Origin of the sequence: Aeromicrobium sp., assembly GCF_050700635.1 — a bacterium.
Classification (GTDB): domain Bacteria; phylum Actinomycetota; class Actinomycetes; order Propionibacteriales; family Nocardioidaceae; genus Aeromicrobium.
Genome location: NZ_JBOHDT010000011.1, coordinates 1 through 13,308, shown reverse-complemented (window position 1 = coordinate 13,308; position 13,308 = coordinate 1). Strand labels below are relative to the sequence as shown.

Annotated in this window: 11 protein-coding genes; 3 read left to right on the top strand and 8 right to left on the bottom strand. The window is 68.8% G+C overall.

Annotated elements, in window-relative coordinates; genetic code table 11:
- The first annotated feature begins 65 nt into the window (after nucleotides 1-65).
- Complete coding sequence (locus ACRDPN_RS00795; RefSeq protein ID WP_431445418.1) at nucleotides 66-1,001, top strand: hypothetical protein; 936 nt, start codon at nucleotides 66-68, stop codon at nucleotides 999-1,001.
- Nucleotides 1,002-1,024: 23 nt separating this feature from the next.
- The gene (locus ACRDPN_RS00790) at nucleotides 1,025-2,386 is read left to right on the top strand and encodes an NAD(P)/FAD-dependent oxidoreductase (RefSeq protein ID WP_431445416.1); all 1,362 of its coding nucleotides are present in this window, start codon (nucleotides 1,025-1,027) and stop codon (nucleotides 2,384-2,386) included.
- A 19-nt stretch (nucleotides 2,387-2,405) separates the two neighbouring features.
- Here ACRDPN_RS00790 and ACRDPN_RS00785 read toward each other — a convergent pair whose 3' ends face one another.
- The 6 genes from ACRDPN_RS00785 to ACRDPN_RS00760 form a co-directional block, all read right to left on the bottom strand.
- Entirely contained in the window at nucleotides 2,406-3,152 is a 747-nt protein-coding gene (locus ACRDPN_RS00785; protein ID WP_431445415.1) for a helical backbone metal receptor, read from the bottom strand.
- A gap of 12 nt (nucleotides 3,153-3,164) precedes the next feature.
- Complete coding sequence (locus ACRDPN_RS00780; RefSeq protein WP_431445414.1) at nucleotides 3,165-3,653, bottom strand: hypothetical protein; 489 nt, start codon at nucleotides 3,651-3,653, stop codon at nucleotides 3,165-3,167.
- Between the two features lie 94 nt (nucleotides 3,654-3,747).
- On the bottom strand, nucleotides 3,748-5,379 hold the full coding sequence (gene serA / locus ACRDPN_RS00775) for a phosphoglycerate dehydrogenase (protein ID WP_431445413.1): 1,632 nt from the start codon (nucleotides 5,377-5,379) through the stop codon (nucleotides 3,748-3,750).
- The gene (gene serC, locus ACRDPN_RS00770) at nucleotides 5,352-6,452 is read right to left on the bottom strand and encodes a phosphoserine transaminase (protein WP_431445412.1); all 1,101 of its coding nucleotides are present in this window, start codon (nucleotides 6,450-6,452) and stop codon (nucleotides 5,352-5,354) included. Before serC ends, serA begins: the two co-directional genes overlap by 28 nt.
- A 9-nt stretch (nucleotides 6,453-6,461) precedes the next feature.
- A complete protein-coding gene (locus ACRDPN_RS00765) occupies nucleotides 6,462-6,962 on the bottom strand; it encodes a thioesterase family protein (protein WP_431445411.1) in 501 nt (166 codons plus the stop codon).
- Nucleotides 6,955-8,277 carry a DUF222 domain-containing protein gene (locus ACRDPN_RS00760; protein ID WP_431445410.1) on the bottom strand — a complete coding sequence of 441 codons (1,323 nt, stop codon included), beginning with the start codon at nucleotides 8,275-8,277 and terminating at the stop codon, nucleotides 6,955-6,957. Before ACRDPN_RS00760 ends, ACRDPN_RS00765 begins: the two co-directional genes overlap by 8 nt.
- Nucleotides 8,278-8,493: 216 nt before the next feature.
- Between ACRDPN_RS00760 and ACRDPN_RS00755 the strand changes: the two genes are divergently transcribed.
- On the top strand, nucleotides 8,494-9,915 hold the full coding sequence (locus ACRDPN_RS00755; protein WP_431445409.1) for a cytochrome P450: 1,422 nt from the start codon (nucleotides 8,494-8,496) through the stop codon (nucleotides 9,913-9,915).
- Nucleotides 9,916-9,917: 2 nt separating this feature from the next.
- Here the strand turns inward: ACRDPN_RS00755 and ACRDPN_RS00750 are convergent, their stop codons facing one another.
- Nucleotides 9,918-10,427, bottom strand: a complete 510-nt coding sequence (locus tag ACRDPN_RS00750; RefSeq protein ID WP_431445408.1) for a GNAT family N-acetyltransferase — start codon at nucleotides 10,425-10,427, stop codon at nucleotides 9,918-9,920.
- The coding region (gene icmF / locus ACRDPN_RS00745; protein WP_431445407.1) for a fused isobutyryl-CoA mutase/GTPase IcmF at nucleotides 10,424-13,308 on the bottom strand (2,885 nt) is incomplete at its 5' end. The genes icmF and ACRDPN_RS00750, both read right to left, overlap by 4 nt.

Genomic DNA, 13,308 nt, shown 5'->3' with positions numbered 1-13,308 from the left:
GGCTCGTGTGGTGGGATGGACGAATGAAAGCCTCCCCCCGGCCGTCTGCGGTCACGATGGCCTGCGTGTTCGTGGGAATCAGCTCGTTCCTGATGTTGATGCAGCTGATGGGGGCGCTCACGAGCTGGGGAACGATCGAGATGCAGAAGGCGCTGGAGCCCACGCTCACGACGCTCCAGGAACGTGGCTTCGACGTGACCATGATCGAGCTGCTGGCCGCGTTGCGCTGGGTCGGGCTGAGCAGCGTGGTGCTGCTCGTTGCGGGCATGGTGTTCGCGGCGTATGCCGTTCGCGGCGACCACGTCTCGCGCATCGGGGCCACCGTCACGGCCGTGGTGCTCGCCCTCCTCGTCGTTCCGTTCGGGCTGGTCGGGATCCTGCAGGCGGTGTTCCTGCTGTTCGCGGCCGGCACCCTGTGGGCGCCGGACGCCCGAGGCTGGTACGCGACGCGTCGCCATCCGGACGGTGATCAGCCGGCCCCGGCCGACCCGTGGGCGGTCCCCACCCCGGGTGCTCAGACCCAGACCACCGAGACGGTCAAGACCATCGAGGCTCCGGCCCCACCGTTGAGCACCACGAAGCGTCCCAACGCCGTCCTCGCGGCCGGGCTGGTCACCGTCCTGGGGTCCGCCCTGGCCGGCGGACTGTCGGCCCTCTACCTGGTCATCTACGGGCTTGCGCGCGAGGAGTACGTCCGTGTCCTGCAAGACGGCCCGTTCGCCGACTGGTACACGGCCGCCGAGCTCGACCAGGCGATGCAGTTCGCGTTCTGGGGCAGTCTGGTGATGCTCCCGCTCGCCGTGGCCGGCCTCGCCGCCGGCCTGTCACTCCTGGCCCGCAAGCGGATCGGTCGCGTTGCGACCCTCGCGCTGGCGTGGATCACCGCGGCGGCCGGCTTCGTCGCGATCCCGCTCGGGCTGCTCGGCACCGCGGCAGCGGTGGCTGTCATCGTGCTGCTCAACCGCGACGAGTCGCGGTCCTGGGCCGACGGCGCTCACTAGGTGACGCGAGTACGATCTCGGGCATGCCCGAGACTCCCCCCGCCTCGAGCGGCAAGCGTCCCCACGTCGTCGTCGTAGGAGGCGGGTTCGGCGGGATCGCCGCCGTCCGCAAGCTCAAACGTGCCGACGTCGACGTCACCCTCATCGACCGCCACACCTACAACACCTTCAACCCGTTGCTGTATCAGGTGGCGACCGCGAGCTTGAATCCCGGCGACATCACCTGGTTCCTGCGCGCCATCCGCGCCAAGCAGAGCAACGTCCGCTTCCTCAAGGGCACCCTCAAGTCGATCGACCACGAGTCCCGCGCGCTTCACCTGGAAGGCGCGGTCGAAGTCAAGTACGACTACCTGGTGCTCGCCTGCGGAGTGACCGCCAACTTCTTCGGCGTGCCCGGCGCCGAGGAGTTCTCGATGCCCCTGTACCAGCGGTCCCAGGCCCTGCAGGTGCGCGATCGGATGTTCGCGAACCTGGAGGACGCCGCGATCAACGGTCAGAACCGTGACCTGCGCATCATGGTGGTCGGCGGTGGGGCCACCGGGGTCGAGACGGCCGGCGCGTTCGCCGAGCTGCGCAACCTCGACATGCCCACCACCTATCCGGAGCTCGACCGGGAGCGGGTCCACATCACGCTCGTCGAGATGATGCCGCACGTGCTGGGCCCGTTCGCTCCGAAGCTGCGCGACTACACGGTCAGGTCGCTGAAGAAGCGTCAGGTCGACCTCCGCCTGGAGACAGCGGTCAAGGAGGTCCGGGCGGACGGGGTTGTGGTCGAGAAGGACGGCAAGGAGGAGTTCCTCCCGGCGGGCATCGTCGTGTGGGCGTCCGGCGTCACCACCCACCCGACCGTGGCCGACTGGGACGTGCCGCAGGGTCGCGGTGGCCGGATCGAGACCGACGAGCATCGCCGCGTCAAGGGTCTCGACAACGTCTTCGCGATCGGCGACGTCTCGATCGGTCCCGAGGAGATGCCGCAGCTCGCGCAGCCGGCGATTCAGGGCGGCAAGTACGTCGCGAAGCTCATCAAGGCCGATCTCAAGGGTAGGACGCTCAAGCCGTTCACCTACCACGACAAGGGCACGATGGCCACGATCGGACGCTCGTCCGCCGTGGCCGAGATCAAGTTCCTGCCGAAGCTCACCGGCTTCCCCGCCTGGATCATCTGGGTCGCGCTGCACATCGTGACCCTGCTCGGCAACCGCAACCGTTTCGCCACCCTCATCAACCTCAGCGCCAAGTACCTGGTGTGGGGCAGCCACAACGCGATCGTCGGCGAGACGCCGCTCGTCACCGCCGACTACCCGTTCGTCGTCGAGGCCCGGCGAGCCCCACGCGCCACCCGCCAGTCGGCCCGCAAGGACCGCAGCTCCGACGCCGAACGCTGACGTCCTGGGAACCTGGGATTCAAGCCAGCCGACTCAGCTCCTCGCGCGCGTGGACGAGGGACGGGCCGTACCAGGTGAGCGACCGACCCGGGACGAGCGCGATCGGTGCGTGCGTGAACGCCTCGGGGCCGTCGTCGGGGCCGAAGACGTAGGGCTCGTCGGGCAGGAGGACGAGGTCGACGTCGTCGCGGTCGATGTCGGACAGCTCCACGTGCGGGTAACGCTCGTCGCTGTCGCCGAACACGTTGTGCCACCCGAGCCGCGCGACGACGTCACCGGTGAACGTGTTGCTGCCGACCACCATCCAGGGGTCGCGCCAGATCGGCACGGCCACGCGTAGGCCGGTGGCGTGTGGAGGTACGGACCAAGCGTGCTCGGCCTCGTCGAGCCAGGACGGCACGTCCCAGCCGAGCGCGGCATCGAACAGCCGGCGCATCGAGGTGAAGGCCTCGTCGAGGGTGCGGATCCGCGTCACCCACACGGCGATGCCGTCCGCGCGGAGGCGCTTCACGTCGAGCTCGCGGTTCTCCTCCTGGTTGGCGATGACGAGGTCCGGCACCAGCGCAGCGATTGCGGCCCGATCGGGATTCTTGGTGCCGCGCACGCGCGCGACGTCCAGCTCGGCCGGGTGGGTGCACCAGTCGGTGGCACCCACCAGCGCCTCCGGACGTGTGGCGGCGATGGCCTCGGTGAGCGACGGGACGAGCGAGACCACCTGCCGCACGGGACGTGCGACATCGACGGCGACACCCAGGTCGTCGTCCACGCTCACCGTCGGTCAGCGGGGCCGTTCGGAGCGATCGTCGCCGTGCTGGCGGTCCGTGTCGAGCTCGCGATCGCGGTCACCACTGGGGTCGGTGTCACGGTCGCGGTCGACTTCGGTACTGCGGTCGTGGTCGACATCGGTACTGCGGTCGTGACCGGTCTGACGAACGCCGTCGTCGTCGGTCGTGACGTCGGGGTCGATCCGGTCCGCTTCACGGGCCCGCTCGAGTGCATCCTCGTCGGCGCGGCTCGCTTCGGTCCCGTGCTCGCCGGCCTGTCGCTCGAGGAGTTCCGCCTCCCGCTTCTTCTCGGCGGCCTCGGCCTGCGCTGCGGCGGCGGAGGCCCTGGTGCGCTCTGCCTCGACCTGGTGCTCCCTGGACTCGTCCCGAATGCTGGTGGCCCGCTCGCGGGCGTGTTCAGTGCGTCGTTCGGACGACTTTCGCGCCGCGACCACGAGTCCGAGCACGATCACCAAGACGACAATCGCGATGATTACCCACATCAATCCATCCATGGTCATCTCCCTCTCCCGTCGAATCCCTCTCTCCCGTCGAACGTAACCCGGTCGAGACGGGTCCGCTCGTTGGGCAGTGTGACTAGAGGCTGATGGCGCGGGCGTCGAAGAAGTCTGTGCTGGCCAGGACGGGTTCGAACACGTCAGGACTGACCGGAGCGTCGGTGGTGACGACCATGGTCGCCTCGTCTGTCACGCGCTCCGGCTCGCGCCCGACCGCGGCGGAGACGATGTTGACTCCGGCGTCACCGAAGGCCGCTCCGATGCGGCCCAGCATCCCGGGCTGATCGCGATAGCGGAACACCGCGAGGTACGGCTCGAGCTGGACGTTGAACCGCGAGCCCCACGCCTCGAGCAGATGGGGGCGGTGCCGTTGTCCGAGCACCGTGCCGACGACCCGCGTGGTCCCCTCGCCGGATTGCGCTGGGCCGCTGCGCACCGTGACGCGGACGAGGTCGGTGAAGTCGTGGGCGATGGGGCGACTGGTGGCGGCGATGGCGATGCCGCGCTCGCCGGCGAGCGCCAGAGCGTTGACGTCGTTGACGGCTTCGTCGGTGTGGTCTGCGAGCACGCCCTTGACGACCTGGATCGTGAGCAGCCGGTTGTCGTGCTCGGCGATCCGGCCGAGGAACTCGACCTCCAGCGCGTCCAGCGAGGTGGCTGGTGCGAGTCCGGCAGCGATCCGTCCGAGTGAGGAGCAGAGGCCGAGGAAGGGTTCGAGTGCCGCCAGGTCGTCTGCCGCGATCGCCGGGACGTTGACGGCGGTGGTGACCGCTGTCCCGGTCAACGCGGCCACGACCTGCTCCGCGGCCTGGTAGCCGGCGCGGTCCGTCGCCTCCGTGGTCGAGGCCCCGAGGTGCGGCGTGACGACGACGTTCGGATAGTCGAACAGTGGGTGCTCGGTGATCGGCTCCTCGCGGAAGACGTCGAGGGCGGCCCCGGCCACCTTGCCCGAGTCGAGTGCGTCCTTGAGCGCGTCGTCGACGACCAACGGACCACGTGCGACGTTGAGGATGCGCACACCGTCCTTCATCGCGGCGAAGGCCTCGGCGTCGAGGAAGTCATGGGTCTCGGCGTTCTTCGGCAGGTGCACGGTGAGGAAGTCGGAGACCGCGTATACGGCCTCTGCGGTGGCGGCACGCTCGACACCCAGCTCACCGAACCGCTCCTCGGCCATGTACGCGTCGAACGCCACCACCCGCATGCCGAAGCCGCGGGCGCGGTGCGCAACCAGCTGTCCGATGCGTCCGAACCCCAGGATGCCCAGCACCTTGTCGTGCAGCTCGACACCGGTGAACTTGGCCCGGTCCCACCGTCCGGCGACGAGCGACCCGTGCGCCTGGGGGACGTTGCGGGCGAGAGCGAGCAGCAGCGCCATGGTGTGCTCGGCGGCAGTGACGACATTGGACTGGGGCGCGTTGGCCACGACCACGCCCTGGCGCGTTGCCGCATCGACGTCGACGTTGTCGACACCCACCCCGGCTCGCGCAACGACCCTGAGCTTCTCCGCCTTGGCCAGGACGTCGGCGTCCAGCTTCGTGGCGGAACGGATCAGGATGGCGTCGTAGTCGCCGATGCGCTCGACGAGGTCGTCCGCGGACCAGTCGTATCCGAGGTCGACTTCGAACCCGGCGGAGCGCAGGAGCTCGACCCCGGAGTCACCGATGTTCTCCCTGACCAGCACCTTCACCTGGTCACGACCCAGTCGATGCATGCGGTCAACGCCTCGACGTCGGCGGGCTCGACGGCCGGGAACATGCCGATGCGCAGCTGGTTGCGTCCGAGCTTGCGGTACGGCTCGGTGTCGACGATGCCGTTGGCGCGCAGGGTCGCCGCGAGTGCGGCGGCATCGACGTCGTCGGTGAAGTCGATGGTGCCGACGACGAGCGAGCGGTGCGCCGGGTCGGTGACGAAGGGCGTGGCGAACTCCGACTTCTCGGCCCACCCGTAGAGGTGCGACGACGACGCGGTCGTGCGCTCGACGCAGAACTTCAGGCCGCCGCCGGCGAGCATCCAGTCGACCTGGTCGGCCAGCAGGAGAAGCGTCGCCAGGGCAGGGGTGTTGTAGGTCTGGTTCAGTCGTGAGTTGGTGATGGCGGTCGTCAGCGAAAGCGACTCAGGGACCCAACGCCCGTCCGTCACCGGCTCCTCCGCCCGGGCGATCGCCGCTGGGCTGAGCGCGGCCAGCCATAGCCCGCCGTCGGAGCCGAACGACTTCTGCGGCGCGAAGTAGTACGCGTCGGCCTGACCAACGTCGACCGGCAGGCCACCCGCACCGGACGTCGCATCGATGAGCACCAGGTGGTCACCAGCCGGTCGCTGCACCTCGACCATGACCCCGGTCGACGTCTCGTTGTGCGCCCAGGCGATGACGTCCGCCGTTGGATCGGCCACCGGTTCGGGTGCCGTTCCGGGATTGGACTTGACGATAATCGGGTCGTCGAGGAACGGAGCGTGCGCGGCCACGGTGGCGAACTTCTGGGAGAACTCACCGAAGGCCAGGTGCAGCGACCGCTGTCGGATCAGACCGGCGGCGGCAACGTCCCAGAACGCCGTCGACCCGCCGTTGCCGAGCACGACCTCGTAGCCGTCGGGCAGCGAGAACAGCTCGGCCAGGCCTTCGCGCACCCGCCCGACCACGTCGCGGACCGGGGCCTGACGGTGGGAGGTGCCCATGAGATCGCTGCGTCCGGCCAGCCGTGCCAGCGCCTCCGGCCGGACCTTGGACGGCCCGCAACCGAACCTGCCGTCGGCGGGCTTGAGGTCAGGGGGGATCTGAAGAGCCACCTTCTGATGCTATCGGCGGACGCCCATCGCCCCACACACCGGCGCGGCCCATCCGAGGGCGTCGTTCTCGGTGATCAGCCGGTCCAGAGCCTTTGCGATGTCGTCGGGGATGTCGGTCGACTCGCGTTCTGCCATGTCGACGTGGACGTAGACCAGCTCGAAGGTGCAGGCGAGCTTCGAGCGTTCACGGTCCAGCACGAAGGCCATCGCATGCAGGGCTCGATTGGATCGTTCGAGCAGCCGCTGATGCACGGTGAACCGGTTGCCGACCCGCATCTCGCCGAAGTACCGGATGTGCTGCTCGACGGTGAAGAAGCTCATCCCGCGGTCATCGATGTAGTCGTCGTCCACGCCGAGAGCCACAGTGGTCTTCCAGACCGCCCCCGACCCGTACTCGAAGTAGTGCCGGATGTTCATGTGACCGTTCTCGTCGATCTGGTCGGCTGCGACCTTCTCGACGAAGACCGCGGGAAGGGCGGCGACGTCGTCGAACGTGGGCAGATCACTCATGATCCGACCCTACTGGCGCCCTGACGATGGGCGATCGCGCTGGTCTCCATCGGTCGTTGGTGCGCGGCTGTCGATGGCGGTCGACCTTCGCGGGTGGGATGAACTCGGGTGCCCTGTCCGGTCCGGGTCTGACCTCCCATTCGGAGTGGTGGATGGTTCGGTGGTGGTGGGCGCACAGGAGCACGCCGTCGTCGAGATCGGTCGATCCTCCGGTGGCCCACGGGTTCATGTGGTGGGCCTCCGTCCAGCCCGGCGGACGATCGCAGCCGGGGAACGCGCACCCTCCGTCGCGGTGGGCCAACGCGGTGCGCTGGGCCGTGGTGAAGAGTCGCTTCTGACGGCCGACGTCGAGGACCTTGCCATTGCCGGACAGCACGGCCGGAAGGATGCCTGCATCGCAGGCGAGCCGGCGAACCGTGGCCGGATCGACCCGCGTGCCATGGGAGTCGGCGCCGGCACGATCGACAACGCCGCGGAGGGACTCGTAGTCGATGGTCACCATCAAGGTCGCCGCCACGCCGCCGTGGTTGCCGTAGCAGTCGGTGGGCAGGTGGCGGAGGATGTCGCCGAACGCGCGGCCGAGCTTCTGCGGGTATGTCGGACTCTGCTCGAGCAGCTCGGTGTCGTCTGGTTGGCGGACGCAGTCGTGTCGCGGTGCCGTGTGCGACTCCAGTGCCGAGCGAAGAATGTCGGCCTCGAGCTGGGGAAGCGTGAACCCGCCCTCGACCATCCCGTCGTCGTCGGCCGGACGCATCCAGAATTCGGCCTGTCGGTGAGCCCGCTTCTCTTCACCGGCGAGCGTCTCGGACTCGATCCGATCGGCCCACTCGCGGTCGAGCACTTCGACGGCACGCCTCGCCGCGCGGCGCAGGTCCTCCAGCGAGTGCTGCTGTGCCTTGTCGACGAGATCCTTCTCGACCAGCGCGCGCCCGTGGTCGTCGAGCCCGCGGGGAAGGTCTCCCATCGCTCGCGTGATGACGCGGGCCTTCTCGCTCGACATGCCGGGCAGGCTCAAGGCCTCGCGAGTGGCCGGCGCCGTCTGCAGGTCCTGGGCGAGCTTGACCTCGCGGGCCGCGTCGCGGCGGGACAGCCCCGACGTCTGCGCCACCCAGGCAGCCGTGCTGGATGCTCCCTGCCCGCGGGCCGTGTTGGCTGCGTCGGCCGCGGCGGTCGCATCGAGGAGCAGGGCCTGCGCGGCCCGGATCACCGACTGCGTCGCGACGACCACGCGCGCCAGGTCGGCATCGCCGACTCCTTGCTCACGGGCTTCATGGAGATGCCGCACTGCGGCATCCAGATGATCGATGGTTCGCATGGCACCTCCTCAGCGCACGACGACGAATGAACGGTCAGTGCAGCTTGCCCGCATCGCAGCGAGCCACCCGGAGGGCCGGCTCGAAGTCTCCTGCAGATTCTGACTTCGAACTCGTGTTCGAGTCTACCGTGCTGGTCACGGGCATGCAAGGGCCTCAAGGAAGATTCTCGCGACGATTCCTGGCGTCGCATCCCACCGCTGCGCGAGGATGGCCTGATGCGATGGCACGCGACGCCGGCGCGTGGCGCGGGCATGCTCGGGGACGCGCCGACCGACGTGCCCACCTCGACGGCCGGCCCCGCGGACGAGGGCGACTCGGCACCACCGCCGCCGCACCTCGGGCTCGGCCGCATCCGGCAGACCGTGCAGTTCATGACCCGCGAGGGCGACGTCGTGTTCGAGGCCCAGCGCCGCCACGGAGACGTCTTCGGGATGGACACGCTCTACAGCGATCTGCCGGTGGCCGTCACCGGCCATCCCGACCACGTGCGCTCGCTCCTCACCGCCGATCCGGCCCTCGCGCCGTCCACCGCCGGGAGCTCCCCGCTGCGGCCGATCGTCGGTACCAGCTCCGTGCTGACAGCGACCGGCGAACGGCACCGTCGTCAGCGCAAGCTGCTGATGCCGTCGTTCCATGGTGACGCGATCGGCCGGTATCGCGAGGAGATCGTGGCGGCCACCGATCGAGAGATCTCACGCTGGCCGGTCGGGCGCCCGATGGCACTGACGAGCTCGGCACAGACCATCACCCTCGACGTCATCATGTCCGGCGTCTTCGGCGTGGGCGAACGATCCGAGTCCGACGAGGCGGAGAACCGGCTGCGCAGCGTTGTGCGCGGTGTCCTGCATCTGTCCACGAGCCGGCTGGCCAAGCCGGCCGAGGTCGTCAACCTCGCCCGGGACCGACCCATCGGCGTGCAACGTCTGGCAATGTCCAGGATCGACCGGGCGATGTACGACCTAATCGCCCAGCGCCGCGCCTCCCACGTCCCGGGTGGGCGTCACGACGTGCTGTCGCTGTTGCTCGACGCCGAGGACGAGGACGGCCAGGGGCTGAGTGACCTCGAGCTCCGCAACGAGCTTCTGACCTTGGTGCTGGCCGGCCACGAGACCACGGCGAACTCGATCGCCTGGACGTTCGAGCGGCTGCTGCGCGCCCCGACCGCGTACGAGCGACTGCGGGACGTCGCTCGGTCCGGCGAGGACCCCGACGGGAGTCTCGACGCGACGATCCACGAGGCCATGCGGGTGCGCCCTGTGGTGCCGGTGATCGGGCGCGAGGTCAAGGTGCCATGGCGCCTCGGGGAGTACCAGGTTCCGGCGGACACCCGGGTGCTGGTCAGCATCCTGTTGCTGCACCATCGGGAGGACCTCTACCCCGATCCGTTCCGCTTCGACCCGCAGCGATTCGTGGGAGTGAAGCCCGGCACCCACACCTGGTTGCCGTTCGGCGGTGGGATCCGTCGCTGCCTCGGCTCAGCGCTGGCGATGGAAGAGCTGCGGATCGTGGTGCACGAGATCGCGCGACGCACCGACTTGGTCGCTCCCGACCCGGCCCCGGAGCGGGCCCAGCATCGCAACGTGACGATGATCCCCGGACGGGGTGGTCGTGTGCAGGTCACCGAGCTGCGCGCCTGATCTCAGGCGGCGCGGTCCAGGGCGTACACCGTGATCTTCTTCCCAAGCAGCTCATCGTCGCGGCGAGGTGAGAAACCCAGGCGTTCGGCGACCCCGATGGAAGCAGTATTGGCCGGGTCGATCATCGCGGTGAAGTAGTCGACGTCGAGCCGGTCGAATCCCCACTCGAGGCACGCTCTGGTGGCCTCGGTTGCATACCCGTGACCCCACGCATCTGGCTTGAGGGTCCAGCCGGCCTCGACCTCATCGAATTGTTCCCAGTACTTCAGGCCGCACCGGCCGATGAACGCACCGCTGTCCCGCAGTTCGACGGCGCACAGACCATGACCCCGCTCCTGCCACTGCCGCTCGATGTCTGCGAGCCGGTCAACTGCCTGCTCGCGTGTGAGGGCAGGAACAAACCTGTAAACCCGAGGATCGGCATGAAGGTCGACCAGCGCGTCGAGATCGTTCATGGTCAGCGGCCGCAGGACGAGCCTTGCCGTGTTGATCACGACCACCGGCCCGCTCACACCGAGCGACGATACTGACCGCCGACCTCGAAGAAGGCCTCGGTGACCTGCTGGAGCGAGCAGACGCGAGCCGCGTCCATCAGCACGGCGAAGACGTTCTCGTCGGACGTGGCGACCTCCTTGAGCCGGGCGATCGCCTCGGTGGCCTCGGTCCGGTGCTCCTTCTGGAACTTCTGCACGCGGTCGAGCTGTGATTTCTTCTCCTCCTCGGTGGCCCGGGCGAGGTCGACGGTGGGTGGCTCCTCGTCCTCGTTCGGGTTGCGGAACGTGTTGACGCCGACGATGGGCAGCGACCCGTCGTGCTTGCGCTGTTCGTAGAGCATCGACTCGTCCTGGATCCTGCCGCGCTGGTAGCCGGTCTCCATCGCGCCGAGCACGCCACCGCGCTCGCTGATCCGGTCGAACTCCGCGAGCACGGCCGCCTCGACGAGGTCGGTGAGCTCGTCGGTGAGGAACGCGCCCTGGGTGGGGTTCTCGTTCATCGCGACGCCCCACTCGCGGTTGATGATCATCTGGATCGCAAGCGCGCGGCGCACCGATGCGTCGCCCGGTGTGGTGACGGCCTCGTCGAAGGCGTTCGTGTGCAGGCTGTTGGCGTTGTCGTAGATGGCGATGAGCGCCTGCAGCGTGGTGCGGATGTCGTTGAAGCTCATCTCCTGCGCGTGCAGCGAGCGTCCGGACGTCTGGACGTGGTACTTGAGCTTCTGGCCGCGCTCGTTGGCGCCGTAGCGGTCGCGCATCGTGACGGCCCAGATGCGCCGGGCGACGCGGCCCATCACGGAATACTCCGGGTCCATGCCGTTGGAGAAGAAGAACGAGAGGTTCGGCGCGAAGTCGTTGATGTCCATGCCGCGCGCGAGGTAGGCCTCGACGTAGGTGAACCCGTTGGCGAGGGTGAACGCGAGCTGGCTGATGGGGTTCGCCCCGGCCTCGGCGATGTGGTAGCCGGAGATCGAGACCGAGTAGAAATTGCGCACCTTCTGCTCGATGAACCACTCCTGGATGTCGGTCATCATCCGCAGGCTGAACTCGGTGGAGAACAGGCAGGTGTTCTGGCCCTGGTCCTCCTTGAGGATGTCGGCCTGAACGGTGCCGCGAACGTTCTGCAGGGTGTGTGCGACGACCTCGTCGCGATTCGCGTCGGGTCCGGCCTTGTCCAGGGCCTGGTCGATCGCGGTGTTGAGGAAGAATGCCAGCACCGTGGGTGCCGGCCCGTTGATCGTCATCGACACCGACGTGGACGGCGACACCAGCTCGAAGCCGTCGTAGAGGGCCTTCATGTCGTCGAGCGTGGCCACCGAGACGCCAGAGGTGCCGACCTTGCCGTAGACGTCGGGCCGCAGGTCGGGGTCGCGGCCGTAGAGCGTCACGGAGTCGAAGGCGGTGGAGAGTCGGTTGGCCTCACCGTCGTGCGAGAGCAGCTTGAAGCGCCGGTTGGTGCGGAACGGATCGCCCTCGCCGGCGAACATGCGGGCCGCGTCCTCGGTGTCGCGCTTGAAGCGGAACACACCGGCGCTGAACGGGAAGAACCCGGGCAGGTTCTCGCGTCGCAGGAACGTCACGAGGTCGCCGTGGTCGGTGGTGCGCGGAAGGCTGACGCGCGGCACGTGCGTGCCGGACAGCGACTCGCGCCGCAGCTTCGTATGAAGCTCCACGTCGCGGACGGTGACCACTTGCTCGTCGCCGGAGTACGACTCCACGACGTCGGGCCAGCCCTCGATCTGCTCGGCGATGTTGCGGGGGAGCTCCGACCGCGCCTCCTCGTGCAGGCGACCCACCTCGCCGGGTTCGTCGAGCTCCTCGGCCACCGCGCCCAGCCGCTGGACACGACGCGCCTGCTCGGCGAGCCGCTCGGTGTCGGCGTGGTAGTCGCGCACGGTCTCGGCGATCTCGGAGAGGTAGCGCACCTTCTCCGGCGGCACGACCGCGGCGAACCCGGTGGACACCTTCGTGTCGACCGCCGCCAGGGCTCCGTCCTCCATCGCGAGACCGTCCTCGCGGAGCATCCCGGCCACGTGGTGGTAGAGGGCGGTGGCGCCGTCGTCGTTGAACGTGGCGGCGGATGTGCCGAAGACCGGCATGTCGTCCGGCTTCTGCCCGAACGCCTCGCGGTTGCGCACGAGCTGGCGGCCGACGTCGCGCAGCGCGTCCTTGGCGCCCCGGCGCTCGAACGTGTTGATGGCGACGACGTCGGCGAAGTCGAGCATGTCGATCTTCTCCAGCTGCGAGGGAGCGCCGAACTCCGGCGTCATCACGTACATCGAGCGGTCGACGAAGGAGATGATGCCGGCGTCCCCCTGGCCGATGCCGGGTGTCTCGATGATGACGAGGTCGAAGCCGGACGCCTTCAGCACGGCGATGACGTCGTCGAGGTGATCGGGGTGCTCGTGGCCGCCGCGGGTGGCCATGGAGCGGAAGTAGACGCGGTCGCCGTCGAGGGCGTTCATGCGGATGCGGTCGCCGAGCAGCGCGCCGCCACCCTTGCGCCGCGTCGGGTCGATGGCCAGCACCGCGATGCGCAGCTTGTCCTGCTGGTCGGTGCGGAAGCGGCGCACGAGCTCGTCGGTGAGCGAGCTCTTGCCGGAGCCGCCGGTGCCGGTGATGCCGAGCAGCGGGACGTGGGCGGCCCCGGCGGCGTCGTGGATCGCGGACCGGAGCGTGTCGTCCAGTCGCCCCGTCTCGGCCCCGGTGATGGCTCGTGCCACCGCATCGCGATGCCCTGCGAGCACGGCATCGGCATCGGCGGGAGCGACGTCCCACAGGTCGTGATCGCACGCCTCGACCATCTGGTTGATCATGCCCGCGAGCCCGAGACGCTGACCGTCCTCGGGCGAGAAGATCGTGACTCCGGACTCGCGCAGGCGCGCGATCTCCTCCGGCA